Origin of the sequence: Paraburkholderia sediminicola (assembly GCF_046027355.1) — a bacterium.
Classification (GTDB): domain Bacteria; phylum Pseudomonadota; class Gammaproteobacteria; order Burkholderiales; family Burkholderiaceae; genus Paraburkholderia; species Paraburkholderia sediminicola_B.
Window position 1 is genome coordinate 235,084 of the sequence record NZ_JAQQEK010000005.1, and the last position, 25,331, is coordinate 260,414.

Genomic DNA, 25,331 nt, shown 5'->3' on the forward strand with positions numbered 1-25,331 from the left:
ATTGTTGTTTCCGGAGTTCCGCATGGACGCTGCCGCAAACGATGCGTCGCCGGTGCTGATCGTCGGGGCGGGGCCCACGGGGCTCGCCGCGGCGATGAGTCTGGCGCGTGCCCACATTCCCGTGCGTCTGATCGACAAAGCCATGCAACCGAACCCGTATTCGCGGGCCATCGGCATCCAGGCGCGCACGCTCGAGTTGCTCGAGCAGCATCGGTTGGTCGAACCGTTTCTGGAACTCGGCCATCGCGCGCGCATCGCCAATCTGTTTTCGAACGGCATGCGTCTCGCGCAACTCGACTTCGATCCACTGCACACGCGCTATCCGTATCTGCTGTTTCTCGATCAGTCCGTGACCGAGCGGTTGCTGACGGAGCATCTCGCGACGCTCGGCGTGACGATCGAACGCGGCGTCGAGCTGACGATGTTCGCGCAAGGCTCCGCCAGCATTCAGGCGACGCTGCGCCGCGCGGATGGCCACACGGAGACGATGCGCCCGTCGTACATGATCGCCGCGGACGGCGCGCACAGCACGATCCGTCACCGGCTGGGTCTGAGCTTCGAAGGCAAGACCTTCGAGCAGACTTTCCTGCTCGCCGATCTGCACGCGGAAACCGATTGGCCCGAAGACGAGTTTCATATCTTCGCGTCCGGCGAAGGACTGGTGGCGCTGTTTCCGATGGGCCACGGCCGGCATCGTCTGATCGCGGATCATGCCGTCGAGCCTGCCGCCGTCGCGCCGTCCGCGACGCCCGCCGTGTTGGGCGAACCGCCGCTGAACAAGGTGCCTTCGCCGTCGCTCGAGGAATGCAAGGCGCTGATCGCCCGGCGCGTGCGCGAGCGGGTCGACGTGTCGGACCTGGCCTGGTCCTCGTATTTCCATCTGAACAGCCGCATGGTCGACCGGCTGCGCGTCGGCCGCATCTTCCTCGCCGGCGACGCCGCGCATGTGCACAGCCCGGCCGGCGCGCAAGGCATGAACACCGGCATTCAGGAAGCGTTCAATCTCGGCTGGAAGCTGGCGCGCGTGTTGAAGAGCGCGGCGCCGGACCGCCTGCTCGACACCTATCACCTCGAACGTCATCCGATCGAACGTGACGTGCTGCGTCAGACCGGCTTTATCACGCACATGGCCGAGGCCGATCACGGGCCGCTCAAGTTGCTGCGCGAACGTGTGATGCCGGTCCTCGCCGCGCTGGGTCCGCTGCGCGACGCCGCGCGTGCCACCATCAGCGAGTTGTCGATCCAGTACCGGCGCAGTCCGCTGACGCTCGAACGTGTGCTCGACGGCGGACCGCGTGCCGGCGAGCGCGCACCCGATGCGTTGGTGCATGTGGTGGACGGGCCGCTGGGCCGCGCGCCTGGCGTCGGCTGCATTTTCGATCTGCACGATCCGGCGTTCTTCTCGCTGTTCCTGCTCGTGCCGCCGCTGCCCGTCGACGAAACGCCGCTCGATCCCGCGGCGAAACATGCGCCGCCGCCGGACGCGGAAATGGAGCGTGTGGCGGCGGAAGTCGAACGATTGCTGCCGGGCGCGGTGCGCATCTGGCGCATCACGGACACCACCGGCGATGGCGGCCCGGCGCTCTCCGAATCGTATGGCCGCACGCGGCCGTCGTTCTATCTCGTGCGGCCGGACGGCTATATCAGCGCGCGCGGACGCACCGGCTCCGATCTGCACGGCCTGTTGCGGCACTGCGAAGCCTGGTTCACGGTGAATGGCGAGATACCGGAGCAGGCGGCCCTGTGACGTGGGCCGCCTGAGTATTGATTGCGCAAGCGCGTGAGCGCTGCCCCGGTTCACACCGTCGTAGGCGCGGCCGGCGTCAGTTGCTCGCGATGTTTGATGAGCGCTTCCTCGACGATGCTCGACATCTCAATGCCACTCGCATCCGGCTCATCGAGCGCCGCCAGCAACGCGCGGCGCATGCGTGGCTCCCAGAAACGGCGGATATGGTCGGCAATACCGGCGAGCGCTTCCTCGCGGTCGGGCATCGAATCGAAAAAGTCGCCGATCCGGTTGGCCATGTCGATCAGGTTCTGATTGTCCATGCCTGACCTCACTTGCCCGATGTCGCGTTGGCCAGCTCGCGCTGCTTCAGCAGATCGAGCTGTTCGGTGTTGAAACGCGAATAGTCTTTCTGCCATTGCGACGGCTGTTCGACCGGCATCACCTGCACCGCGGTCACCTTGTACTCCGGACAGTTGGTCGCCCAATCCGAGCTATCGGTGGTGATCACGTTCGCGCCTGATTCGGGGAAATGGAACGTCGTATAGACGACGCCCGGCTGCATGCGCTCGGTCACCTTCGCGCGCAACACGGTTTGTCCCGCGCGCGATTCGATGCCGACCCAGTCGTCGGTTTTGATCCCGCGTTCTTCCGCATCGTGCGGATGCAGTTCCAGCCGATCCTCGTCGTGCCAGCGCGAGTTTTCGGTGCGGCGGGTTTGCGCGCCCACGTTGTATTGCGACAGGATGCGGCCCGTGGTGAGCAGCAGCGGGAATTTGCGCGTGACTTTCTCGGGCGTCGCGATGAACTTCGTAATCACGAACTTGCCCTTGCCGCGCACGAACGTGTCGATGTGCATGGTCGGCGTGCCGTCCGGCGCCTCTTCGTTGCAAGGCCACTGGATGCTGCCCAGCTCGTCGAGCTTCTTGTACGAGACGCCGTGGAAGGTCGGCGTGAGACGCGCGATCTCGTCCATGATCTGCGACGGATGCGTGTAGTCCATTTCATAGCCGAGGGCGCGCGCGAGCATCACCGTGACTTCCCAGTCGGCGTAACCCGGCACCGGCGGCATGACCTTGCGCACGCGCGAGATGCGGCGCTCCGCGTTGGTGAACGTGCCGTCCTTTTCGAGGAACGACGAACCGGGCAGCAGCACGTGCGCATACTTGGCGGTCTCGTTCAGGAAAATGTCCTGCACGACGATGCATTCCATCGACGACAGCGCGGCCGACACGTGATGCGTATTCGGATCCGACTGCACGATGTCCTCGCCCTGGCAGTACAGACCCTTGAAGGTGCCGTGCACGGCGGCGTCGAACATGTTCGGAATGCGCAGGCCAGGCTCTGGTTGCAGCGTGACGTTCCACGCTTCTTCGAACAGCGTGCGCGTGACTGTGTCGCTGATGTGGCGATAGCCCGGCAGTTCGTGCGGGAACGAGCCCATGTCGCACGAACCCTGCACATTGTTCTGGCCGCGCAGCGGATTCACGCCCACGCCTTCGCGGCCGATGTTACCCGTCGCCATCGCGAGGTTGGCGATGCCCATCACCATCGTCGAGCCTTGCGCGTGTTCGGTGACGCCGAGGCCGTAGTAGATTGCGGCGTTGCCGCCGATCGCGTAGATGCGGGCGGCTTCGCGCACGGCTTGGGCCGGCACGCCGGTGACTGCCTCGGTCGCTTCCGGCGCGTTCTCCGGCAGCGCGACGAAATCGCGCCATTGTTCGAACGCGCGGGTTTCGCAGCGCTCGGCGACGAACGCTTCGTTGACCAGGCCTTCGGTGACGATCACATGCGCCAGCGCATTCACGACCGCCACGTTGGTGCCCGGCCGCAATTGCAGATGATGCGAGGCCTTCACGTGCGGCGTATCGACGATATCGATGCGGCGCGGATCCACGACGATCAGCTTCGCGCCTTCGCGTACGCGGCGCTTCAGACGCGAGGCGAACACCGGATGGCCGTCGGTCGGATTCGCGCCGATCACCATGATCACGTCGGCTTTATCGACCGAGGCGAACGTCTGCGTGCCCGCCGATTCGCCGAGCGTGGTCTTCAATCCATAGCCGGTCGGCGAGTGGCACACGCGCGCGCAGGTGTCGACGTTGTTGTTGCCGAACGCGGCGCGCACGAGCTTTTGCACCAGATACGTTTCTTCGTTCGTGCAACGCGACGACGTGATGCCGCCGATCGAATCGCGGCCGTGCTTGGCCTGAATGCGGCGGAATTCCGACGCCGCGTAGGTGAGCGCTTCTTCCCAACTGACTTCGCGCCACGGATCGGTGATCTTCGCGCGGATCATCGGCTTGGTGATGCGGTCCTTGTGCGTCGCGTAGCCCCAGGCAAAGCGGCCCTTCACGCAGGCGTGGCCTTCGTTGGCCTGGCCGTTCTTGTGCGGCACCATCCGCACGACTTCGTTGCCCTTCATCTCCGCCTTGAACGAGCAGCCGACGCCGCAATACGCGCAGGTGGTGACGATCGAATGCTCGGCCTGGCCGAGCATGATGACGGTCTTTTCCTGCAAGGTTGCGGTCGGGCACGCGGCCACGCACGCGCCGCACGACACGCATTCCGATTCCATGAACGGCACGTTTTCGCTGGCCGCCACGCGCGATTCGAAACCGCGCCCGGTGATGGTCAGCGCAAACGTGCCTTGCGTTTCTTCGCACGCGCGCACGCAGCGATTGCAGACGATGCACTTCGACGGGTCGTAGGTGAAGTACGGGTTCGACTCGTCTTTCTTGTCCTTCAGATGATTCGCGCCGTCGAAGCCGTAGCGCACTTCGCGCAAGCCCGTGACGCCTGCCATGTCCTGCAGTTCGCAGTCGCCGTTGGCGGGGCAGGTGAGGCAGTCGAGCGGGTGATCGGAGATGTACAACTCCATCACATTGCGGCGCAGCGACTGCAGACGATCGGTTTGCGTGCGGACCTTCATGCCGGCTTCGACCGGCGTCGTGCACGAAGCGGGATAGCCGCGCTTGCCTTCGATTTCCACCAGACACAAACGGCACGAGCCGAACGGTTCCAGCGAATCGGTCGCGCAGAGCTTCGGCACGTTGACGCCTGCTTCGACGGCGGCGCGCATCACGGATGTGCCAGCGGGAACGGTGACGGACTGGCCGTCGATTTCCAGCGTGACGTCGACATCGGCGTGCCGCTCGGGCGTGCCGAAATCGGTGTCGTCGAAAAACGAGCGGGTGGCGCGCTGCTGCGCCTGCGATTTGCATGCGCAATTGCCTGAGCCGCAGCCGCCGGCAGGGGAGTTGAGCAGGTCGGACATGTTTTGGCTCCTGGGTCAGGCCGCTTTCGGCGCGTGATGAGACACGTTGGCGAGACCGAAGTCTTCGGGGAAATGATCGAGCGCGGACAGCACCGGGAACGGCGTCATGCCGCCCATCGCGCAGAGCGAACCGGACACCATGGTGTCGCACAGATCACGCAGCAACTGCACCTGGCGTGTGGACGTATCGCCGTTGCGAATCCGGCCGATCACCTCGACGCCGCGCGTCGAGCCGATCCGGCACGGCGTGCATTTGCCGCACGATTCGAGCGCGCAAAAGTGCATGGCGTACTGCGCGAGTTCGGCGAGATTCGACGTGTCGTCATGTACGACGAGGCCGCCGTGGCCCACCACCGCGCCGACTGCCGCGTACGCCTCGTAGTCCATGGGAATGTCCCACTGGCTTTCCGGCAGATACGTGCCGAGCGGGCCGCCCACTTGCACCGCGCGCGCCGGCCGGCCGCTCGCCGTGCCGCCGCCGTAGTCGTAGAGCAATTCGCGCAGTGTCACGCCGAACGCGAGTTCGACCAGGCCGCCTTGCTTCACATTGCCCGCGAGCTGGAACGGCAGCGTGCCGCGCGAGCGGCCCATGCCGAAGTCTTTGTAGAACGCCGCGCTGCGCGCGAAGATGATCGGCACCGTGGCGAGCGTGATGACGTTGTTGATCACGGTCGGCTGGCCGAACAGGCCGACGAGCGCCGGCACCGGCGGCTTGGCGCGCACGATCCCGCGCTTGCCTTCGAGCGATTCGAGCAGGGCCGTTTCCTCGCCGCACACATAGGCGCCGGCGCCTTTCGCGACGAACAGTTCGAAGCGGTGCGTTGTCGAGAGCACGCTGTCGCCGAGCCAGCCGGCGGCACGTGCTTTGGCGATGGCCGCTTCGAGCGTCGCGATCGAATGCGGATACTCGCTGCGCACGTAGATGTGGCCGACCGTCGCGCCCGTCACGACACCGGCGATGATCATCCCTTCGATCAGCACGTACGGATCGCTTTCCATCACGAGGCGGTCGGAGAAGGTGCCTGAATCGCCTTCGTCCGCATTGCAGACGATGTACTTCTGCGCCGCCTTGGCACCGCGCACCGTGCGCCATTTGATGCCGGCGGGGAAGGCCGCGCCGCCACGTCCGCGCAGGCCGGATTCGATCAAGGCTTCACAGGCGGCGTCGCCGTCGGTTTGCAAAGCCTGGCGCAAGCCTTCGAGGCCGCCGTGGGCGACGTAGTCGTCGATGGAAAGCGGATCCGTGATGCCGATGCGCGCAAAGGTCAGGCGCTGCTGCTTCTTCAGATACGGAATGTCGTCGACGATGCCGACGCGGCTCGCGTGCGCCCCGCCTTCGACGAAGCCGGCGTCGAACAACGCAGCGACGTCGCCGGTTTCGACATTCGCGTAGCCGATGCGGCCTTCAGGCGTTTGCACTTCGACGAGCGGTTCGAGCCACAGCAAACCGCGCGAACCGTTGCGAACCAGTTCGACTTCAACGCCGCGGCGTGCGGCTTCAGCTTCGATCGCCTGAGCGAGCGCATCAGCGCCGAGCGCCAATGCCGACGAATCACGGGGAACGTAGATGCGCGTCATGCCGTCACCTCCACGCACTTGCTGGCGGCCGCGAAGATTGCGTCGAACTTTTGCGGCGTGACTCTGGCGTGCAGCGTGCCGTTGAGCATCAGCGCCGGGGACAGCGCGCATTGGCCGAGGCAATACACCGATTCTAGTTCCACCATCGCGCCGTGCTGGTGTTCGCCGTCGAAACGGCAACCGGTGTGCGCCTCGATATGCTGCGCGAGGGCCTCGGTGCCCATGCTGCGGCAGGCTTCCGCGCGGCACAGTTGCACCGTGACAGGCGCCGGCGGCTGCGTGCGGAAGTGGTGGTAGTAGGTGATTACGCCGTGCACTTCCGCGCGCGACAGGTTCATGGCACGCGCCAGCGGCGCGACCGCGGCGGGTGGCACGTAACCGACTTCGTCCTGAATCGCGTGCAAGACCGCTAGCAGCGACACGCCCGGCTGCGCGTGACGCTGTACCAGTTGCTCCGGCGCGATGGTGATGGAATCGTCCAAGTGGGGGCTCCTCCAAAGTCATATATGCACTTGTTATTCATAATGCGTGCACTTATGCTTTGTTTATTCGATATGGGATAGCCGAACAATAGGCGGGCGATTCAGCCGATGCAATAGGAAAGAGTTCAACATATATGATCAGAATCGAGTGTCAGGCGCAGCTGGTGGTGAAGGGTCCGGACGGCCGCGAGGCAAGCCTGTCGGACGTGGTGCCGCTGCTCGCCTTGGTGGATGAATCCGGCAGCATCGCGCAGGCGGCGACGCTTAAGGGTTTGTCCTACCGTCACGCGTGGGGTTTGCTGCGCAGCATCGAAGAGCGTTTGGGCGGTCCGCTGATCGCGAAAGAGCGTGGTCGCGGCTCGGTGCTCTCCGAACTCGGGCAAGCGGTGTTGCGTGCGCAGCGTCTGTGCGGCGAGCGGCTCGACGGCAACATGCAGGCGCTCGCGAGTGAAGTGGCGAGCGATCTGAACCGCTGGCTCGCCCCGCCCGCCGACGACGTGCGCATCTTCGCGTCGCACGGTTATGCGGTGGCGGCGCTCGTGACGGCGCTGGTCGCCAACGATCTGCCGGTCGACATCAAGTATCGCGACAGCGCGGACGCCGTCAGCGCGCTCGCGCGCGGCGAATGCGATCTGGCCGGCTTCCATTTGCCGCTCGGCGAGTTTCGCGCGGCCTGCGCGGATGCGTATCGGCGCTGGCTCGATCCGCAGCGTCACGTGCTCGTGCATCTCACGCGACGCAAGCAAGGGCTCTTTCTCGGCAAGGGCAATCCCAAGGGAATCGCCGGCCTCGGTGATCTCGCGCGCGACGATATCCGTTTCGTGAATCGACAGCCCGGCTCCGGCACGCGCATGTTGCTCGATCTCGCGCTACGGAAAGTCGGAGTCGATCCGGATCGGGTCAATGGTTATGCGTCAGCCGAACTCACGCATTCGGCGATTGCGGCGTTCGTCGCGAGCGGCATGGCGGATGTGGGTTTCGGCGTGGAGCCCGCGGCGCATCACTTCGGCCTCGACTTCATTCCGGTCGTCGACGAAGACTATTATTTCGCCTGCGACCGCGCACGCCTCGAACGTGCGCCGCTCGCGACGGTGCTCGATTTGCTGCGCGGCAGCGCGTTTCGCCATAGCGTCGATCAGCTCGAAGGCTATGACCCGCAAGACTGTGGCAAGGTGGTCGATCTCGAAGAAGGCTTGGGCGAAGCGGTGGCGTAAGCAGCCGTAAACGTCAGGCTGTGTTTGGCGCTGCGTATGGTGTCCGTTTGGGATACTCTCTAAGCTTCCGCTTCCGCCTTAACCGCGCGTTACGTCGCGCCGATCGATATGAAAGTCATTCTTCACGCATGTGCTGCCGTTGCGACCGCTGGTGTGCTCCTCGCCACCGCGTCAGTTGCTTTCGCACAGAATTCGCCGGGTGTTCCGGGCGGCATCCTGCAAGATCAGTTCCGTCTTGCCGAGCATCCGCAAATGCCGTTTGCAGCGTCGTCACCCTCGGACAAATACCAGACCGGCAAAAAATCGGCCATGCGCAAGCGAGGCGATATGGGCGATCCGAATGGCTGCAATCTGCAGTGCCCTAAAGACGAATAAGCGGACGCTCGTGTCCGTTGTTGATGCGACGCCGGCGTTCTGCCGGCGTCTTTCGTTTGGCTCTCAGGTTCAGCTTGGCGTTGTGGCCTTGCGGCTGGCGCTTAAGGCTTGGCCGTGTGCCACATGTCCTTGAAATTGTCCCCCTTCATGTCTCCCGCCTGCTTGTCCGCCGCGTAGCGATACAGCGGATGGCCCTTGTACGCCCATTGCTGCTTGCCGTCGGCGCCGGTGATCAACGTCCAGTCGCCGGACGGTTTGTCCGAAGCGCTAGCCGTGGCCGCGGGCCAGTAGTTCATGCAGCCGCCGGTGCAGGCGCTCACGCCGGGCGTGGTGTCCTTGTCGAAGGTATAGAGCGTCATGCCGTCTGCAGTGACGAAGCGCCCGTCGACGATTTTCGGTGCTTCGGCGAAAGCGCTTTGTTGCAGTGCGAGGAGGGCGAGGCAGAAGAGAGTTTTGCGCATGATGTCGGCTCCTGATTTTGGTGTTGGTCTCACGCGAGGCACGGCGTGCGCGCGTGAGGATCAAACGACTGAGCGGATGCCTTTATTCCAATCACTTCTTCGCGAGAGGATCGGGCTAGAGTCCGCCAGGGAACAGCGCGGAGATGAGATAAGAAAAGGATAGTGCGGGAAAGAGCGCAGCGGGAAGGACGCGGGGACTAAGAAAAAACCCGCAAGCAGCAGGCCGCTTACGGGTTTCCGATGAGACTTGATGGTGCAGCGTGAAACATGTTCTGGTGGAGGCGGCGGGAATCGAACCCGCGTCCAGAAGCACTCTACGACTAGTTCTACATGTGTAGTTCTGTCATTTGATTTAACCAGAGCGACGCGGACGAACACGCTGCGCTACAGCGATTCACTAGATTTTCGACCCGGATGTCGTGACACCACCAAGGCTTAACTGACGTATATGACCTCTGTCGGTATTGCTACCGGTCTTGCGACTCTAGCCCGTCAGTGAACTAGGCAGAGGACGGCGGCCCTTAGGCTGCCAGTGCGAACGTTTCGTCGTTTGCAGTTACGTTTTTCCCGCTGATTTACGAGGTGACGGGGCCTCGACATGCCCTAGCCGCTTCGCAACCCCTGTCGAAACCAGGTCGCCCCCGCGGTTCGTTGCCCAAGTTTCTGGGCCAGACGTAGATTTTACAATAGATTAACGGCCACGTCCTGACTCATTGGCGCGGCGGCCTGGCTTTGCCTGCCGCCCGCGCTTCAGCCGAGGTCGCGCAGCAGCCTCTGCAATTCAGCCGGCGACTGGACGACGTGTTGCGCGTGCCATTGGGTCGGCGGAATATCGTTGCCGCAGTAGCCGTACGCCGCCGCGACCGTCTTCATACCGGCGGCGAAACCCGCCTGCACGTCGCGCAGATCGTCGCCGACGTAGACGATGCGCTCCGGCGCCACGTCCAGTTCACGCGCCGCGTGCAGCAACGGCGCCGGGTGCGGTTTCGAATGCGGTGTGGTATCGCCGCTCACGACACAACCGGCGCGCTCTTCGAGACCGAGTTGCGCGATCAGCGGCTCGGTGAGCCGCGCAACCTTGTTTGTGACGATGCCCCAGCGCACGCCGCGTGCGTCGAGTTCGTCGAGCATTTCGGGAATGCCTTGAAACAGCGTGGTCTCGATGCACAGGTCCGCTTCGTAGTTGGCGAGGAACTCCTCGCGCATCGACGCGAACTCGTGACTATCGGGGCCGATGCCGAACGCACCGCCGATCAGCCCACGCGCACCCGCGGACGCAAGCGGGCGCAGATCTTCGAGCGGCACCATCTCCAGCCCGCGATCGTGGCGCATCTTGTTGACGGCGGCCGCGAGGTCGGGCGCCGTATCGGCTAGCGTGCCGTCGAGGTCGAACAGGACGGCTTGGCAAAGACCGAGTGCGTCTTCGTTGTCTTCGCGTTGGGGCAGGGGCGTGGGATCGCTCATTGATTCGATAGGTCCGGCAGGTCGGGGCGGATCAAACGTCGCGTCGGCAGGCGAGCATGTAGTTCACGCTCGTGTCGGCGGACAGCGTGAAATGCTTGCTGAGCGGGTTATAGACGATGCCTTTGATATCGGCCGTGCGCAGGTCGGCGGCGCGCACGAAGCTCGCCAATTCCGACGGGCGAATGAAGCGCGCGTAGTCGTGCGTGCCCTTGGGCAGCATTCGCGCGATATATTCGGCGCCGATCACGGCGAACAGGTACGACTTCACGTTGCGGTTCAGCGTGGAAAAGAACACCCAGCCGCCGGGTTTCACCAGCGTCTTGCAGGCCTCGACGATGGCAGCAGGCTGAGGCACGTGCTCCAGCATTTCCATGCAGGTCACCACGTCGTACGTACCCGGCTCGCGGGCGGCGAGCGCCTCGGCGGCGATTTCTTCGTAATCGACGGTTACACCACTTTCAAGGCTGTGAAGATCGGCCACGCCCAAAGCCTGGGTCGACAGGTCGATGCCCTTCACGTGCGCGCCCAGGCCGGCCATCGACTCGGACAGAATGCCGCCGCCGCAGCCGATATCCAGCACGGTCTTGCCCGCGAGATGCGCGTGCGTGTCGATCCAGTTCAGACGAATCGGATTGAGCTCGTGCAGCGGCTTGAATTCGGCATTCGGGTCCCACCAACGATGCGCAAGGTCGCTAAATTTCTGCAGTTCGTGGGGATCGGCGTTGGTCATGACGGAGGCTGCCTCGAAGAAAGCGGTGAGCGGGCGCTCGAGGATAAACCCTGAGTATATAGGTCGAGGGACGGGGCGGCAAAATGCCGCCCGCTCGAGGTCCGGCCGGGTCCCGATGCACGGCGTCGCGCGAGTAGCCGGACATAAAAAAAGCCCCGCCGAAGCGGGGCTTTGATACTGCGGTAGTTTTGTAGCTTACTGCTTCGAAGTACCGACAACTTCGACTTCCACGCGACGATCCGGTGCGAGGCAGGCGATGAGTTGCTTGTGGTTCTTCTGGTTGCAACCGGTCGTGACCGGGTTGCGCTTACCCTTGCCTTCCGTATAGATACGGTTGGATTCGATGCCCTTGCTGACCAGGTATGCCTTCACAGCTTGAGCGCGGCGCAGCGACAGACGGTCGTTGTACTTGTCCGAACCGATACGGTCCGTGTAACCCGTTGCGACGACGACTTCCAGGTTCAGCGCGCCGATCTTCGATGCCAGATCGTCCAGCTTTTCCTTGCCGGCCGGCTTCAGGATTGCCTTGTCAAAGTCGAACAGTGCGTCAGCTTGATACGTAATCTTCTGGCTCGTAATAGCCGGTGCAGGTGCGACCGGAGCCGGCGGAGTCGGAGCTTGAGCAACCAGAGCGCCATCGCACTTTGCGTTGGCCGTTGCCGGCGTCCAGAATGCATCGCGCCAGCACAGCTCGTTCGTGCCGTTCATCCACACGTATTCGCCGGTACCATTCACCCAGTTGTCGTTCGTAGCTTGTCGCGACGCCGGCACCGACTGTGCCATGGCGGATGCAGCCATAACCGCGGTAGCTGCAATGAACGCGAGCTTTGAAAGTTTATTCATATTTCTCCTCTCGAAATTGAGATTACCGCAGGTTTACTGCGAGCCTGTTGACGAAGACAAGTCATACATTGCTCGAAGTATAACATCGGTGTAGAACAAAAAACGTGCTGTGTAGACTTCGAGCAGTGTCTAACTCTTTGTGCGTTGGCATTTTGCCATATCGTTCCCTTCCAACGATAAAAAAATCTGCCCCCGATCGAATCACCCTCCAATTGTGGTGCATGCGCAACAAAAGCAATTCCCTGGAGGCTCCGCCAGTCATGGCTGAGCGGCGAATTGCCCCACGCACGAATCGAGCCTGACCCGTCTCGAAAATGGGCGTCCAGGAACGCTTCGCGCGCGTCCCACTAATAGGTATACGTAGGTTCGTCGGGAGCGGATTCGCGGCATGTTAGAATCGCGTGATGCGTTGCGCCTGCAATGCTTACGCGAAGGCGCGGCGAAGTGAAGTTAAGCCGTCGTCTTGGCACGTAAAAGATACGGATAATGGATCAATTCGCCAAAGAGACTCTGCCAATCTCCCTAGAGGAGGAAATGCGCCGTTCGTATCTCGATTACGCGATGAGCGTGATCGTAGGGCGTGCGCTTCCCGATGTTCGCGATGGCCTGAAGCCGGTGCACCGGCGCGTGCTGTACGCGATGCACGAACTGAACAACGACTGGAACCGGGCGTACAAGAAGTCGGCGCGTATTGTCGGCGACGTCATCGGTAAATATCACCCGCACGGCGACACGGCTGTTTACGACACCATCGTCCGGATGGCGCAGGACTTTTCGCTGCGCTACATGCTGGTGGACGGTCAGGGCAACTTCGGCTCGGTCGACGGCGACAATGCCGCGGCGATGCGGTACACCGAAATCCGCATGGCGAAGATCGGCCACGAACTGCTGGCCGACATCGACAAGGAAACGGTCGACTTCACGCCGAACTACGACGGCAGCGAAAACGAACCGGCCATCCTGCCGGCGCGCATTCCCAATCTGCTGATCAATGGCTCGTCCGGCATCGCGGTCGGCATGGCGACCAACATCCCGCCGCACAACCTCAACGAGGTTGTCGACGCCTGCCAGCATCTGCTCAAGAACCCGGAAGCCACGATCGACGAACTGATCGAGATCGTTCCGGCGCCCGACTTCCCGACCGCCGGCATCATCTACGGTGTGGCCGGCGTGCGCGACGGCTATCGCACCGGCCGCGGCCGCGTGGTGATGCGCGCGCTCACGCACTTCGAGGAAATCGACCGCGGCCAGCGCATGGCGATCATCGTCGACGAATTGCCGTACCAGGTGAACAAGCGCTCACTTCTGGAGCGCATCGCCGAACTGGTTAACGAGAAGAAGCTCGAAGGCATTTCCGACATCCGCGACGAGTCCGACAAGAGCGGCATGCGCGTCGTGATCGAGCTCAAGCGCGGCGAAGTGCCGGAAGTCGTTCTGAATAATCTGTACAAGGCGACCCAGCTTCAGGACACCTTCGGCATGAACATGGTCGCGCTGGTCGACGGCCAGCCGAAGCTGCTGAACCTGAAGGAAATGCTGTCGTGCTTCCTGTCGCATCGTCGGGAAGTGCTGACGCGGCGCACTGTATACGAACTGCGCAAGGCGCGCGAACGCGGCCACGTGCTCGAAGGTCTGGCAGTTGCGCTCGCCAACATCGACGAGTTCATCGCGATCATCAAAGCCGCGCCGACTCCGCCGATCGCGAAGCAGGAATTGATGGCGCGTCCGTGGGATTCGTCGCTGGTGCGCGAAATGTTGTCGCGCGCCGAGACGGAAAACGCGACGGCGGGTGGTCGCGAAGCCTATCGTCCTGACGGCTTGAATCCGTCGTTCGGTATGCAGTCCGACGGCCTCTACCGACTGTCCGACACCCAGGCTCAGGAAATTCTGCAGATGCGTCTGCAGCGCCTGACCGGTCTGGAGCAGGACAAGATCATCGGCGAGTACCGCGAAGTCATGGCGCAAATCGCCGACCTGCTGGACATCCTGGCTCGCCCGGAACGCATTACGGCGATCATCGTCGACGAACTCACGTCGATCAAAGCCGAATTCGGCGACGCGCGCCGCTCGAAGATCGAGCTGAACGCTACCGAACTGAACACCGAAGATCTGATCACGCCGCAAGAGATGGTCGTGACCATGTCGCACGCCGGCTACGTGAAATCGCAGCCGCTGTCCGAATATAGTGCGCAGAAGCGGGGTGGCCGCGGCAAGCAGGCCACGGCGATGAAAGAAGACGACTGGATCGACACGCTGTTCATCGCGAACACGCACGACCACATTCTGTGCTTCTCGAATCGCGGCCGCGTGTACAGCGTGAAAGTCTACGAAGTGCCGCAGGGTTCGCGCAACTCGCGCGGCCGTCCGATCGTGAATATCTTCCCGCTTCAGGACGGCGAGAAGATCACGGTTGTCTTGCCGGTGAAGGAATTCTCGGCGGACAAATTCGTCTTTATGGGCACCGCGTTAGGAACCGTAAAAAAGACGCCGCTGGAAGCCTTTGGCCGCGTGTTGCGCAAAGGTATTATTGCGGTCGGTCTGGATGAGGGCGACTACCTGATCGGCGCTGCCATTACGGACGGTCAGCACGACGTCATGTTGTTCTCGGATTCGGGCAAGGCGGTTCGCTTCGACGAGAACGACGTGCGTCCGATGGGCCGTGAAGCGCGCGGTGTGCGTGGCATGCAGCTCGAAGACGGGCAAAACGTGATCGCGCTGCTAGTGGCCGGCGACGAGCAGGAGTCGGTGCTCACTGCAACCGAGAACGGCTTTGGCAAGCGCACGCCGATCACCGAGTACACCCGTCACGGTCGCGGTACGAAGGGCATGATCGCGATCCAGACGTCGGAGCGTAACGGCAAGGTCGTCGCCGCCACGCTGGTGGATCAGGAAGCGCAGATCATGCTGATCACCAATACCGGCGTGCTGATCCGTACGCGGGTGTCGGAAATTCGAGAAATGGGACGCGCAACCCAAGGTGTTACACTCATCAGCCTTGACGAAGGGACCAAGCTTTCAGGTCTGCAACAGGTCGCTGAGGCGGAAGCAGAAGGTGATGCTGAAGGCGACGCCGAAGGTCCCGCAGAAGGTGACAACGGTGGCGAAGAGGGCGGTGCCGCCTGATTCGAGTCAGCGTCTTACAGTCTCAGTGATTAGTTGAAAGCTGCGCCGGGAATAATGGCGTGTCGGGCTGATACGTGTCCCGCGCGGCTTGCTGCTCAAGTTCATTTCTATTAGGGAGTAATGATGCAAAAACGATTCAAACAACTGATGTTGCTGGCTGCCCTCGTGCCGACCTTTGCCATGGCTCAAGCGCTTCAGAGCCAGGCTCCGGCGGCTCCGGCTGCTGCCGCAGCACCGGTTGATCCGGCCAAGCAGGCTGCAATCAAGGACCTGTTGGACGCCATCGACGCGCAGAAGCTCGTCGGCGCGATCGGCAACAGCGCCCAGATGCAAGCCAAGCAGCTGGTTCCGGCAATCCTGTCGGACGCGCTGAGCGAAAACAAGACGATGACGGACAAGCAGAAGCAGGCTTCCGTCCCGACGCTGCAAAAGAACGCAGTGCCGAAGCTGGTTGACGGCGCAGGCCAGGTGTTCGCCACGGACAGTTTCCGTCAGGACGCCATGCAAGCTCAGTACGACGCTTACGCGAAGTACTACAGCACGTCGGAAATCAAGGATCTGACCACGTTCTACAAGAGCCCGACCGGCCGCAAGTTCATCCAGGTGCAAGACCAGGTTGGCCGCGACGTCGTGAACGGCTTGATGCAAAAGTACATGCCGCAATCGATCAAGGCAACGCGTGACCAGGCCGACAAGGAAGTCGCTTCGGTCAAGCCGGCTAAGTAAAGCCAATTAGTCAGCCCAAGGTCGAAAGGCTGCGCTGACATCGCGCCAGTTGCCGTCCGGCAGGCCCGCCTCGTAGGCTGATGGCGCGCCGGGTTTGGCGGCTTGGCGGTGACAATGCGATAATGGCTGTTTGCGCACACGCGCAGACGGCCATTTTCTTTTTCGGCGCGAAATGGCCTGAAACCCGCGTCAGAAAATCGCGCCGGCAAGATCGGGTTGTCAGCTTCACGGTGGTTGTTCGCCCGGCTGCCAACTTCGCCGATCTTTGCGCGATCTTCCTTTTTTTGCGCCTGCTTCCAGGATCTCACGATGCGCGTCTTTAATTTCTCCGCCGGCCCCGCGGCCATGCCCGAAGAAGTGCTGCGTCAAGCCGCCGACGAAATGCTCGACTGGCAGGGCAGCGGCATGAGCGTGATGGAAATGAGCCATCGCGGGAAAGAGTTCATGTCGATCCACGAGGAAGCGCTCGTCGATCTGCGCGACTTGCTCGAGGTGCCGGCCAGCCATCGCATTTTGTTCCTGCAAGGCGGCGGTCTCGGCGAGAACGCGATCGTGCCGATGAATCTGATGGGCGCGAAGCCGCGCGCGGATTTCGTCGTGACGGGTTCCTGGTCGCAGAAGTCGTTCAAGGAAGCGCAGAAGTACGGCACCGTGCATCTGGCAGCGAGCGGCCAGACGGCCGACGGTTTCACCCGCGCGCCGGCGCGCTCGGAGTGGCAACTGTCCGACGACCCGGCTTACGTGCATCTGTGCACGAACGAGACGATCCACGGCGTCGAGACGTTCGAGATTCCCGATCTCGGCGATATTCCGTTGGTGGCTGACGCCTCGTCGCACATCCTGTCGCGTCCCATGGACATCGCCAAATACGGCGTGCTGTTCGGCGGCGCGCAGAAGAACATCGGCATGGCCGGCGTGACGGTGGTCGTTGTGCGCGAAGACATGCTGGATCGCGCGCAGTCGATCTGCCCGTCGGCGTTCGAATGGAAGACCGTCGCCGAGAACAATTCGATGTACAACACGCCGCCCACTTATGCGATCTACATCGCCGGGCTGGTGTTCAAGTGGTTGAAGAAGCAGGGCGGCCTTGCCGCGATGGAAGCGCGTAATCTCGAGAAGTCGAAGCTGCTGTACGACGCGATCGACTCGAGCAGCTTCTATCTGAACAAGGTCGAACGTGGCTCGCGCTCGCGGATGAACGTCCCGTTCTTCCTCGCCGACGAGTCGCGCAACGAAGATTTCCTGGCCGGCGCGAAAGCGCGGGGAATGGTGCAGCTAAAGGGCCACAAGTCCGTCGGCGGCATGCGGGCGTCGATTTATAACGCCGTCCCGCTCGAGGGCGTCAAAGCGCTTGTCGAATACATGAAGGAATTCGAACAGCGCAGCGCCTGAGTAATCGGGGCGCGCGCATCCTTTCCAGCACGCATTTGTGCAGCAGCTACCGGCAGGGCCGTTTTCACGCATGGACGACGAACTCAATACCCGACTCAAACCCCTTCGCGAACGCATCGACGCGCTCGACGCGCAGCTGATCGCGCTGCTCAACCAGCGCGCCGCGGTCGCGCTCGAAGTGGGCGAGGTCAAGAAGCATTTCAACGCGCCGGTGTTCCGGCCGGAGCGCGAGCAGCAGGTGATCGCGCGTCTGCAGGACATGAGCGAAGGGCCGCTCGCGAGCGAGCATATCAGCGCGATCTGGCGCGAGATCATGGCCGCGAGCCGCGCGCTCGAGAAGACCATCAAGGCCGCGTACCTCGGCCCGGTCGGCACTTATAGCGAACAGGCGATGCACGAATACTTCGGTCAGTCGATCGAAGGCCTGCCGTGTCCGTCGATCGACGAAGTGTTTCGTTCGGTCGAGGCCGGCGCTGCGGAATTCGGCGTCGTGCCGGTCGAGAATTCGACCGAAGGCGCGGTGTCGCGCACGCTCGATCTGCTGCTGCAAACGCAACTCACGATCGGCGGCGAATTGGCTTTGCCGATCCACCACAATCTGTTGACGCTGAACGGCGGCCTCACCGGCGTGACGCGCGTGTGTGCGCATGCGCAGGCGCTTGCGCAGTGTCAGCGCTGGCTGTCGACCAACGCGCCGCATCTGGAGCGCCAAGCCGTGTCGAGCAACGCCGAAGCGGCACGCATGGCGGCGGAAGATCCAACCGTGGCGGCGATCGCCGGCGATCGCGCGGCGACCCATTACGGCCTGCAAGTGGCCTATGCGCTGATCCAGGACGATCCGCACAACCGCACGCGCTTCGTGATGATCGGCAAGCAGCCGGCCGGCCCGAGCGGTTACGACCAGACGTCGCTGATCGTGTCGGTGGTGAACGAACCGGGCGCGATGGTCAAGCTGCTGGAGCCGCTGGCGCGTCACAGCGTGTCCATGACCCGCTTCGAATCGCGTCCGGCGCGCGTCGGCACGTGGGAGTACTACTTCTACATCGACGTCGAAGGCCATCGCGACGATCCGGCGGTCGCCGCCGCGCTCACCGAACTCGGCGAGAAGGCAGCGTTCCTGAAGATTCTGGGCTCGTATCCGCGCGCCCGTTGATGACAGTCAAGCGGCGGCCCGTGGCATCCCGGCCGCAGCCGCCGCGCATTCAATTATTCATAGTCGTTCGGAGATTCTCATGACAGCGTCTTTCGGTCCTTCCTACGTGCGCGCCATTGCGCCTTACATCGCAGGCAAACCGATTTCGGAAGTGGCCCGCGAGTTCGGTCTGGACGAAGCGACCATCGTGAAACTCGCGTCGAACGAAAATCCGCTCGGCATGCCGGAGTCGGCGCAGCGCGCCGTGGCGCAGGCCGCCAGCGAACTGGGCCGCTACCCGGACGCGAACGCGTTCGAGTTGAAGGCGGCGCTGAGCGAGCGCTACGGCGTGCCGGCCGACTGGGTCACGCTCGGCAACGGTAGCAACGACATTCTCGAAATCGCCGCGCACGCGTTTGTGGAAAAGGGTCAGTCGATCGTCTATGCACAGTACTCGTTCGCGGTTTACGCACTGGCCACGCAAGGCCTGGGCGCGCGCGCGATCGTCGTGCCGGCTGTCGAATACGGTCACGACCTCGACGCGATGCTCGCGGCCATCACCGACGACACGCGTCTGATTTTCGTCGCCAACCCGAACAACCCGACGGGCACGTTCATCGAAGGACCGAAGCTCGAGGCGTTTCTCGACAAGGTGCCGCGCCACGTGGCCGTCGTGCTCGACGAGGCGTACACGGAATATCTGCCGGAGGAGAAGCGCTACGACTCGATCGCGTGGGTGCGCCGCTACCCGAACCTGCTGGTGTCGCGCACGTTTTCGAAGGCCTTCGGTCTCGCCGGTTTGCGCGTGGGATTTGCGATCGCGCAACCTGAACTGACCGATCTGCTGAATCGCCTGCGTCAGCCGTTCAACGTGAACACGCTCGCGCAGGCTGCGGCGATCGCCGCGCTGAACGACAAGGCGTTTCTGGAAAAGAGCGCGGCGTTGAACGCGCAAGGCTATCGCCGTCTGACCGAAGCGTTCGACAGGCTCGGCCTGGAGTATGTGCCGTCGGACGGCAATTTCGTGCTGGTGCGTGTCGGCAACGACGACGCGGCCGGCAACCGCGTCAACCTCGAGTTGCTGAAGCAGGGCGTGATCGTGCGTCCGGTCGGCAACTATGGTTTGCCGCAATGGCTGCGCATCACGATCGGCCTGCCGGAAGAAAATGAAGCATTCATCGCGGCGCTCGAAAAGACGCTCGCCACCGCGAAAGCGGTAACCCTTGACCCGCGCGCCTCGTTGGCATGAAAGGCGCGCTTTATCTGTGACCGACGTGGCCGCGTTTTCATTTAACAAGCTGGTAATTTTCGGTGTCGGCCTGATCGGCGGATCGCTCGCGCGCGCGTTGCGCGAGCGGGGCGAGGCCGAGGGCGCGCGCAAGGTGATCGGTGTGGGGCGTTCGTCCGCGTCGACTGAGCGCGCTCTGGAACTGGGTGTGATCGACGGCTCGGCGGCGTTGAACGACGACGCCTCGCTGCGTGAAGCGCTAGCCGGCGCCGAGTTCGTGCTGCTGGCCGCGCCCGTCGCGCAGACGCAGCCGCTACTCGAGCGTATCGCGCCGTTTCTCGAAGACGCCACGATCGTCACCGACGCCGGCAGCACCAAGTCGGACGTGGTTGCCGCCGCCCGTGCGGCGCTTGGCGCGCGCGTCGCCCAGTTCGTGCCTGGGCATCCGATTGCCGGCCGCGAGGCAAGCGGCGTGGAAGCTGCCTTGCCCGACCTTTATGTGGGCCGCAATGTCGTGCTGTGTCCGCTGCCTGAGAATGCACCTGAGGACGTGGAGCGCGTCGCGGCGATGTGGCGCGCCACCGGCGCGCTCGTGCGCAACATGGCGCCCGAGCAGCACGACCGCGTGTTCGCGTCGGTCAGCCATTTGCCGCACGTGCTCTCGTTCGCGCTGGTCGAGCAGATTCTCAATTCGCCCGACGCCGCGCTGAAATTCTCGTTCGCCGCGGGCGGTTTCCGCGACTTCACGCGGATCGCTGCGTCGAGCCCGGAAATGTGGCGCGACGTGTGCGTCGCCAACCGCGTCGCGCTGCTCGATGAACTCGACGCCTACACGGCAGTGCTCGCGCGCTTGCGCGCGGCCATCGAAGCCGCCGACGGCGCCGCCCTCGAAGCCGTGTTCGCGCGCTCGCGCGTGGCGCGCACCGAATGGCAGGAACAGCGCGCGGCCGGCGTCGCCAACAGCGACGCGTCGAAATAACCGGAAACTGGACTTAATCATGGAATTCCTCGATCTCGGACCGTTTTCCCGCGCGTCCGGCACGATTCGTCTGCCTGGCTCGAAGAGCATTTCGAACCGGGTGCTGCTGCTCGCGGCGCTCGCCGAAGGCGAAACGACGATCACGAATCTGCTCGACTCCGACGACACTCGCGTGATGCTCGACGCGCTCGAAAAGCTCGGCGTGCGTCTGAAGCGCGACGGCGACACCTGCGTCGTGACCGGCACGCGCGGCGCGTTCACGGCGCGCACGGCGGATCTGTTTCTCGGCAACGCCGGCACGGCGGTGCGTCCGCTGACGGCGGCGCTGGCGGTCAACGGCGGCGACTATCGCATTCACGGCGTGCCGCGCATGCACGAGCGGCCGATCGGCGATCTGGTCGACGGCCTGCGCCAGCTCGGCGCCAAGATCGACTATGAAGAGAACGAAGGCTATCCGCCGTTGCGGATTCGTCCGGGGCAAATCAACGCCGACGCGCCAATCACCGTGCGTGGCGATGTGTCGAGCCAGTTCCTGACCTCGCTGCTCATGACGCTGCCGCTTTTGCGCAGCGAGAGTGGCGTGAGCACCGTGCAGGTGGATGGCGAACTGATCTCGAAGCCGTACATCGAGATCACCATCAAGCTGATGGAGCGCTTCGGCATCAAGGTCGAGCGCCATGGCTGGCATCAATTCGTCGTGCCGGCGGGGCAGCGCTATCAGTCGCCGGGCACGATCATGGTGGAGGGCGATGCGTCGTCCGCTTCGTATTTCCTCGCGGCCGGCGCGCTCGGCGGCGGGCCGCTGAAGGTGGAGGGCGTCGGCCGGGCCAGCATCCAGGGCGACGTCGGCTTTGCCGATGCGCTCATCAAGATGGGCGCGAACCTGCAGATGGGCGATGACTGGATCGAAGTGCGCGGCGTCGGTCACGACAGCGGCAAGCTCGAGCCGATCGACATGGACTGCAACCTGATTCCCGATGCCGCGATGACGATCGCCGTCGCCGCGCTGTTCGCGGACGGCGCGACCACGCTGCGCAATATCGCCAGCTGGCGCGTGAAGGAAACCGACCGGCTCGCCGCAATGGCAACGGAGTTGCGCAAGGTCGGCGCCAAGGTGCAGGAAGGCGAGGACTTCCTCGTCATCGAACCGCCCGAAAAGCTGATTCCGAACGCCGCCATCGACACCTACGACGATCACCGCATGGCCATGTGCTTTTCGCTGGTGAGCCTCGGCGGCGTGCCGGTGCGGATCAACGACCCGAAGTGCGTCGGCAAGACGTTTCCCGATTATTTCGAGCGCTTCGCGGCGCTCGCTCAACCCTGATTCGACCCCGAATCGCCTGACGTGCGACTTTTTCGATGAAACCGACCCGTCCCTTTCACCAGACGCCCGTCATTACGATCGACGGCCCGAGTGCCTCCGGCAAAGGCACCGTGGCCGCGCTGGTTGCCGCGAGCCTCGGCTTCCACTTGCTGGATAGCGGCGCGCTGTATCGTCTCGCCGCGCTTGCCAGCCTGCGCTACAACATCGAGGCGGGCGACGCCGTCGCCCTTGCAAAACTGATCGACGATCTGCACATCACGTTTCGCGAGGGACTGGCGCAGCTCGACGGCGTCGACGTCTCGGCCGAGATTCGCGCTGAGGAAGTCGGCGGCCGCGCCTCGGCGATCGCCGTCCACGCGCCGGTGCGCACCGCACTGGTGGCGCGTCAGCGGGCTTTTCGTAAGGAACCGGGACTGGTTGCGGACGGCCGCGACATGGGCACCGTGATCTTCCAGGACGCCGTGCTGAAGGTGTTCATGACCGCCAGCGTCGAGGCCCGCGCGGCGCGCCGGCATAAGCAATTGATCCAAAAAGGATTTTCTGCTAATATAGATGACTTGCTCCGGGATTTGCGTGAGCGCGATGAGCGTGACAGTCAGCGCGCAGCCGCGCCACTCAAGCCCGCAGCGGATGCAAAGCTGCTTGATACCTCCGCATTGTCGGTCGACCAGGCGGTCGAGCAAGTGGTGCAGTGGTATGAAGCTTTAGTCCCGCATGCCTGATGAAAGTACGCGTTGTGCTTCAGGTGTGGGCGCAGTAGAAGTCGGTTGTCAGTAGGTGCTTCGCGATCGTCGCGAAGCGTTGTGTTAACCCTTTAACCCCGCGTGGCATTCGCTTTCTTGGCCGTTGTTGCTGACCGTCCGGCCAGCCTGGCACCGCGAGAACCATGCAAATTTTGATTTTTATGTCCGACCTGCAAACCTCTACCCCGAATACCGAATCTTTTGCGGCTCTGTTCGAAGAGTCGCTGACCAAGCAAGACATGCGCGCCGGCGAAGTGATTTCCGCCGAAGTCGTGCGTGTTGACCACAACTTCGTGGTCGTCAACGCTGGTCTCAAGTCCGAAGCCTACATCCCGCTCGAAGAGTTCCTGAACGACGCGGGCGAGGTAGAAGTGCAGGCGGGCGACTTCGTTTCCGTCGCGATCGACGCGCTGGAAAACGGCTATGGCGACACGATCCTGTCGCGCGACAAGGCGAAGCGCCTCGCTTCGTGGCTGTCGCTGGAAAAGGCTCTCGACAACAACGAACTCGTGACCGGCACGATCACGGGCAAGGTCAAGGGCGGCATGACCGTCATGGTCAACGGCATCCGCGCATTCCTGCCGGGTTCGCTGGTCGACACGCGTCCGGTCAAGGACACGACCCCGTACGAAGGCAAGACGCTGGAATTCCGCGTCATCAAGCTCGACCGCAAGCGTAACAACGTCGTGCTGTCGCGCCGTGCCGTGATCGAAGCGACCCAAGGCGAAGAGCGCGCAAAGCTGCTCGAAACGCTGAAGGAAGGCGCGATCGTGGAAGGCGTGGTGAAGAACATCACGGATTACGGCGCGTTCGTGGACCTCGGCGGTATCGACGGTCTGCTGCACATCACCGACATCGCATGGCGTCGTGTGCGTCACCCGAGCGAAGTGCTGTCGGTTGGCCAGGAAGTGACCGCGAAGATCCTCAAGTTCGATCAAGAGAAGAACCGCGTATCGCTGGGCATCAAGCAACTGGGCGACGATCCGTGGGAAGGCATTTCGCGCCGTTACCCGTCGGGCACGCGCCTGTTCGGTAAGGTCACCAACATCACCGACTACGGCGCATTCGTCGAAGTCGAATCGGGTATCGAAGGCCTGGTTCACGTGTCGGAAATGGACTGGACGAACAAGAACGTTGCACCGTCGAAGGTTGTGCAACTGGGCGACGAAGTCGAAGTCATGGTTCTCGAAATCGACGAAGACCGCCGCCGTATCAGCCTCGGCATGAAGCAATGCAAGCCGAACCCGTGGGACGACTTCAGCCGCAACTTCAAGAAGGGCGACAAGCTGCAAGGCGCAATCAAGTCGATCACCGACTTCGGCGTCTTCATCGGTCTGCCGGGCGGCATCGACGGTCTGGTTCACCTGTCGGACCTGTCGTGGAGCGAAACGGGCGAAGAAGCAGTTCGCAAATACAAGAAGGGCGACGAAGTGGAAGCGATCGTTCTCGGCATCGACGTCGAGAAGGAACGCATTTCGCTGGGCATCAAGCAGCTCGAAGGCGACCCGTTCAGCAACTTCGTTGCCATGAACGACAAGGGTTCGATCGTCGACGGCGTGGTCAAGACGGTGGACGCGAAGGGTGCAGTGGTTCAGTTGTCGACGGAAGTCGAAGGCTACCTGCGGGCTTCGGAAATCGCACAAGACCGCGTGGAAGATGCTCGCAACGTGCTGAAGGAAGGCGACAAGGTCAACGCGATGATCATCAACATCGATCGCAAGTCGCGTGGCATCAACCTGTCGATCAAGGCTAAGGATTCGGCTGAGCAACAGGAAGCGATTCGCGGCCTGGCTTCGTCGGACTCGAGCTCGGCTGCCACCGGCACGACGAACCTCGGCGCGCTGCTGAAGGCCAAGCTCGACGGCCAGAACCAGTAAGCCTGAGAGGTCTGCTGCAGTATGACCAAATCGGAATTGGTCGCCCAGCTGGCTGCGCGATTTCCGCAACTTGTCCTTAAAGATGCGGATTTCGCAGTGAAGACGATGCTTGATGCGATGTCTGAGGCACTTGCCAACGGTCATCGCATCGAAATTCGCGGCTTCGGCAGCTTCGGGCTTAACCGCCGTCCCTCCCGCGTCGGGCGTAATCCCAAGTCGGGCGAGAAGGTGTTGGTACCTGAGAAGTACGTACCGCACTTCAAGCCGGGCAAGGAATTGCGCGAGCGGGTAGATCGTCGCGCGGGTGAGCCGTTGAAGGCCGAAGAGCCGGATGACGACCTGTAAATGCTTCGCTGTGCTGTTTGCAGCGTGGCATTGGTAGCGTCAGCGGCCAAAGCCAGTCGGCAAAAGACCAGAAAAAGCGCCTTCGGGCGCTTTTTTTTCGTCTGTGCGTTTGGCGTTTTTGCGCCGCGACGTTCCGCCCGGCTTGACCCACGGCACACAAGCACGGCAGTCAAACCCCAGACAAGCTGACCCACCCGCCCGCGAGAAGATAAAACCGCGTAAGCCCCCAATCCGCCAGTTCCTGCCCAGCCGCGAGGGCTTCAATTACAATACGGGTCACTTCGGCGCGGGCAACACCGTGGCGCGACGCGT

At 62.8% G+C, this 25,331-nt stretch carries 21 protein-coding genes and 1 other RNA gene; 13 read left to right on the top strand and 9 right to left on the bottom strand.

What is annotated here, in order from left to right; all coding sequences use genetic code 11:
* The first annotated feature begins 22 nt into the window (after window positions 1-22).
* The gene (locus tag PQR42_RS11280; RefSeq protein ID WP_408385725.1) at window positions 23-1,747 is read left to right on the top strand and encodes an FAD-dependent monooxygenase; all 1,725 of its coding nucleotides are present in this window, start codon (window positions 23-25) and stop codon (window positions 1,745-1,747) included.
* 50 nt (window positions 1,748-1,797) lie between these two features.
* Here the strand turns inward: PQR42_RS11280 and PQR42_RS11285 are convergent, their stop codons facing one another.
* From PQR42_RS11285 to PQR42_RS11300, 4 genes are read right to left on the bottom strand one after another with little or no spacing between them, the layout of a single operon-like run.
* A complete protein-coding gene (locus PQR42_RS11285; RefSeq protein ID WP_408216104.1) occupies window positions 1,798-2,049 on the bottom strand; it encodes a formate dehydrogenase subunit delta in 252 nt (83 codons plus the stop codon).
* 8 nt (window positions 2,050-2,057) lie between these two features.
* Complete coding sequence (gene fdhF / locus PQR42_RS11290; RefSeq protein ID WP_408385727.1) at window positions 2,058-5,003, bottom strand: formate dehydrogenase subunit alpha; 2,946 nt, start codon at window positions 5,001-5,003, stop codon at window positions 2,058-2,060.
* 15 nt (window positions 5,004-5,018) lie between these two features.
* Window positions 5,019-6,581 carry a formate dehydrogenase beta subunit gene (locus tag PQR42_RS11295; protein ID WP_408385729.1) on the bottom strand — a complete coding sequence of 521 codons (1,563 nt, stop codon included), beginning with the start codon at window positions 6,579-6,581 and terminating at the stop codon, window positions 5,019-5,021.
* Entirely contained in the window at window positions 6,578-7,063 is a 486-nt protein-coding gene (locus PQR42_RS11300; RefSeq protein WP_408385732.1) for an NAD(P)H-dependent oxidoreductase subunit E, read from the bottom strand. Before PQR42_RS11300 ends, PQR42_RS11295 begins: the two co-directional genes overlap by 4 nt.
* A 134-nt stretch (window positions 7,064-7,197) precedes the next feature.
* Between PQR42_RS11300 and PQR42_RS11305 the strand changes: the two genes are divergently transcribed.
* Together PQR42_RS11305 and PQR42_RS11310 are read left to right on the top strand one after the other, a co-directional pair.
* Window positions 7,198-8,277, top strand: a complete 1,080-nt coding sequence (locus PQR42_RS11305; protein WP_408216092.1) for a substrate-binding domain-containing protein — start codon at window positions 7,198-7,200, stop codon at window positions 8,275-8,277.
* Window positions 8,278-8,385: 108 nt separating this feature from the next.
* Entirely contained in the window at window positions 8,386-8,652 is a 267-nt protein-coding gene (locus tag PQR42_RS11310; protein ID WP_408353923.1) for a hypothetical protein, read from the top strand.
* 101 nt (window positions 8,653-8,753) lie between these two features.
* Here the strand turns inward: PQR42_RS11310 and PQR42_RS11315 are convergent, their stop codons facing one another.
* The 5 genes from PQR42_RS11315 to ompA all read right to left on the bottom strand — a co-directional run bounded on the left by PQR42_RS11315 (window position 8,754) and on the right by ompA (window position 12,150).
* Window positions 8,754-9,113 carry a COG4315 family predicted lipoprotein gene (locus PQR42_RS11315; protein WP_408216087.1) on the bottom strand — a complete coding sequence of 120 codons (360 nt, stop codon included), beginning with the start codon at window positions 9,111-9,113 and terminating at the stop codon, window positions 8,754-8,756.
* Window positions 9,114-9,386: 273 nt separating this feature from the next.
* Window positions 9,387-9,756: a transfer-messenger RNA gene (gene ssrA / locus PQR42_RS11320) on the bottom strand.
* Between the two features lie 107 nt (window positions 9,757-9,863).
* Complete coding sequence (gene gph, locus PQR42_RS11325; RefSeq protein ID WP_408216084.1) at window positions 9,864-10,577, bottom strand: phosphoglycolate phosphatase; 714 nt, start codon at window positions 10,575-10,577, stop codon at window positions 9,864-9,866.
* A gap of 31 nt (window positions 10,578-10,608) precedes the next feature.
* Window positions 10,609-11,307 (bottom strand): bifunctional 2-polyprenyl-6-hydroxyphenol methylase/3-demethylubiquinol 3-O-methyltransferase UbiG, encoded by a 699-nt coding sequence (gene ubiG, locus PQR42_RS11330; protein ID WP_408216081.1) that lies wholly within the window; start codon window positions 11,305-11,307, stop codon window positions 10,609-10,611.
* A gap of 195 nt (window positions 11,308-11,502) precedes the next feature.
* Window positions 11,503-12,150, bottom strand: a complete 648-nt coding sequence (gene ompA, locus PQR42_RS11335) for an outer membrane protein OmpA (RefSeq protein ID WP_028200089.1) — start codon at window positions 12,148-12,150, stop codon at window positions 11,503-11,505.
* A gap of 486 nt (window positions 12,151-12,636) precedes the next feature.
* Here ompA and gyrA point away from each other — a divergent pair, with 486 nt between their 5' ends.
* The 10 genes from gyrA to PQR42_RS11385 all read left to right on the top strand — a co-directional run bounded on the left by gyrA (window position 12,637) and on the right by PQR42_RS11385 (window position 25,019).
* The gene (gene gyrA, locus PQR42_RS11340) at window positions 12,637-15,273 is read left to right on the top strand and encodes a DNA gyrase subunit A (protein WP_408216078.1); all 2,637 of its coding nucleotides are present in this window, start codon (window positions 12,637-12,639) and stop codon (window positions 15,271-15,273) included.
* Between the two features lie 123 nt (window positions 15,274-15,396).
* Window positions 15,397-15,999 carry a DUF2059 domain-containing protein gene (locus tag PQR42_RS11345; protein WP_011489486.1) on the top strand — a complete coding sequence of 201 codons (603 nt, stop codon included), beginning with the start codon at window positions 15,397-15,399 and terminating at the stop codon, window positions 15,997-15,999.
* A 309-nt stretch (window positions 16,000-16,308) separates the two neighbouring features.
* Window positions 16,309-17,391 carry a 3-phosphoserine/phosphohydroxythreonine transaminase gene (gene serC / locus PQR42_RS11350; protein WP_408216075.1) on the top strand — a complete coding sequence of 361 codons (1,083 nt, stop codon included), beginning with the start codon at window positions 16,309-16,311 and terminating at the stop codon, window positions 17,389-17,391.
* Between the two features lie 70 nt (window positions 17,392-17,461).
* The gene (gene pheA, locus PQR42_RS11355) at window positions 17,462-18,544 is read left to right on the top strand and encodes a prephenate dehydratase (protein WP_012433979.1); all 1,083 of its coding nucleotides are present in this window, start codon (window positions 17,462-17,464) and stop codon (window positions 18,542-18,544) included.
* Window positions 18,545-18,623: 79 nt separating this feature from the next.
* Window positions 18,624-19,772, top strand: a complete 1,149-nt coding sequence (hisC, locus tag PQR42_RS11360; RefSeq protein WP_408385737.1) for a histidinol-phosphate transaminase — start codon at window positions 18,624-18,626, stop codon at window positions 19,770-19,772.
* A gap of 16 nt (window positions 19,773-19,788) precedes the next feature.
* The gene (locus PQR42_RS11365; RefSeq protein WP_408385738.1) at window positions 19,789-20,730 is read left to right on the top strand and encodes a prephenate dehydrogenase; all 942 of its coding nucleotides are present in this window, start codon (window positions 19,789-19,791) and stop codon (window positions 20,728-20,730) included.
* A 19-nt stretch (window positions 20,731-20,749) separates the two neighbouring features.
* Window positions 20,750-22,054: a 3-phosphoshikimate 1-carboxyvinyltransferase gene (aroA, locus tag PQR42_RS11370; protein WP_408385740.1), complete on the top strand. Its 1,305-nt coding sequence runs from the start codon at window positions 20,750-20,752 to the stop codon at window positions 22,052-22,054.
* Window positions 22,055-22,089: 35 nt separating this feature from the next.
* Window positions 22,090-22,776, top strand: coding sequence for a (d)CMP kinase (gene cmk / locus PQR42_RS11375; RefSeq protein ID WP_408216061.1), 687 nt, complete (start codon window positions 22,090-22,092; stop codon window positions 22,774-22,776).
* 164 nt (window positions 22,777-22,940) lie between these two features.
* Window positions 22,941-24,674: a 30S ribosomal protein S1 gene (gene rpsA, locus PQR42_RS11380; protein WP_106283263.1), complete on the top strand. Its 1,734-nt coding sequence runs from the start codon at window positions 22,941-22,943 to the stop codon at window positions 24,672-24,674.
* A gap of 21 nt (window positions 24,675-24,695) precedes the next feature.
* A complete protein-coding gene (locus PQR42_RS11385; protein ID WP_012433973.1) occupies window positions 24,696-25,019 on the top strand; it encodes an integration host factor subunit beta in 324 nt (107 codons plus the stop codon).
* Window positions 25,020-25,331 lie beyond the last annotated feature (312 nt).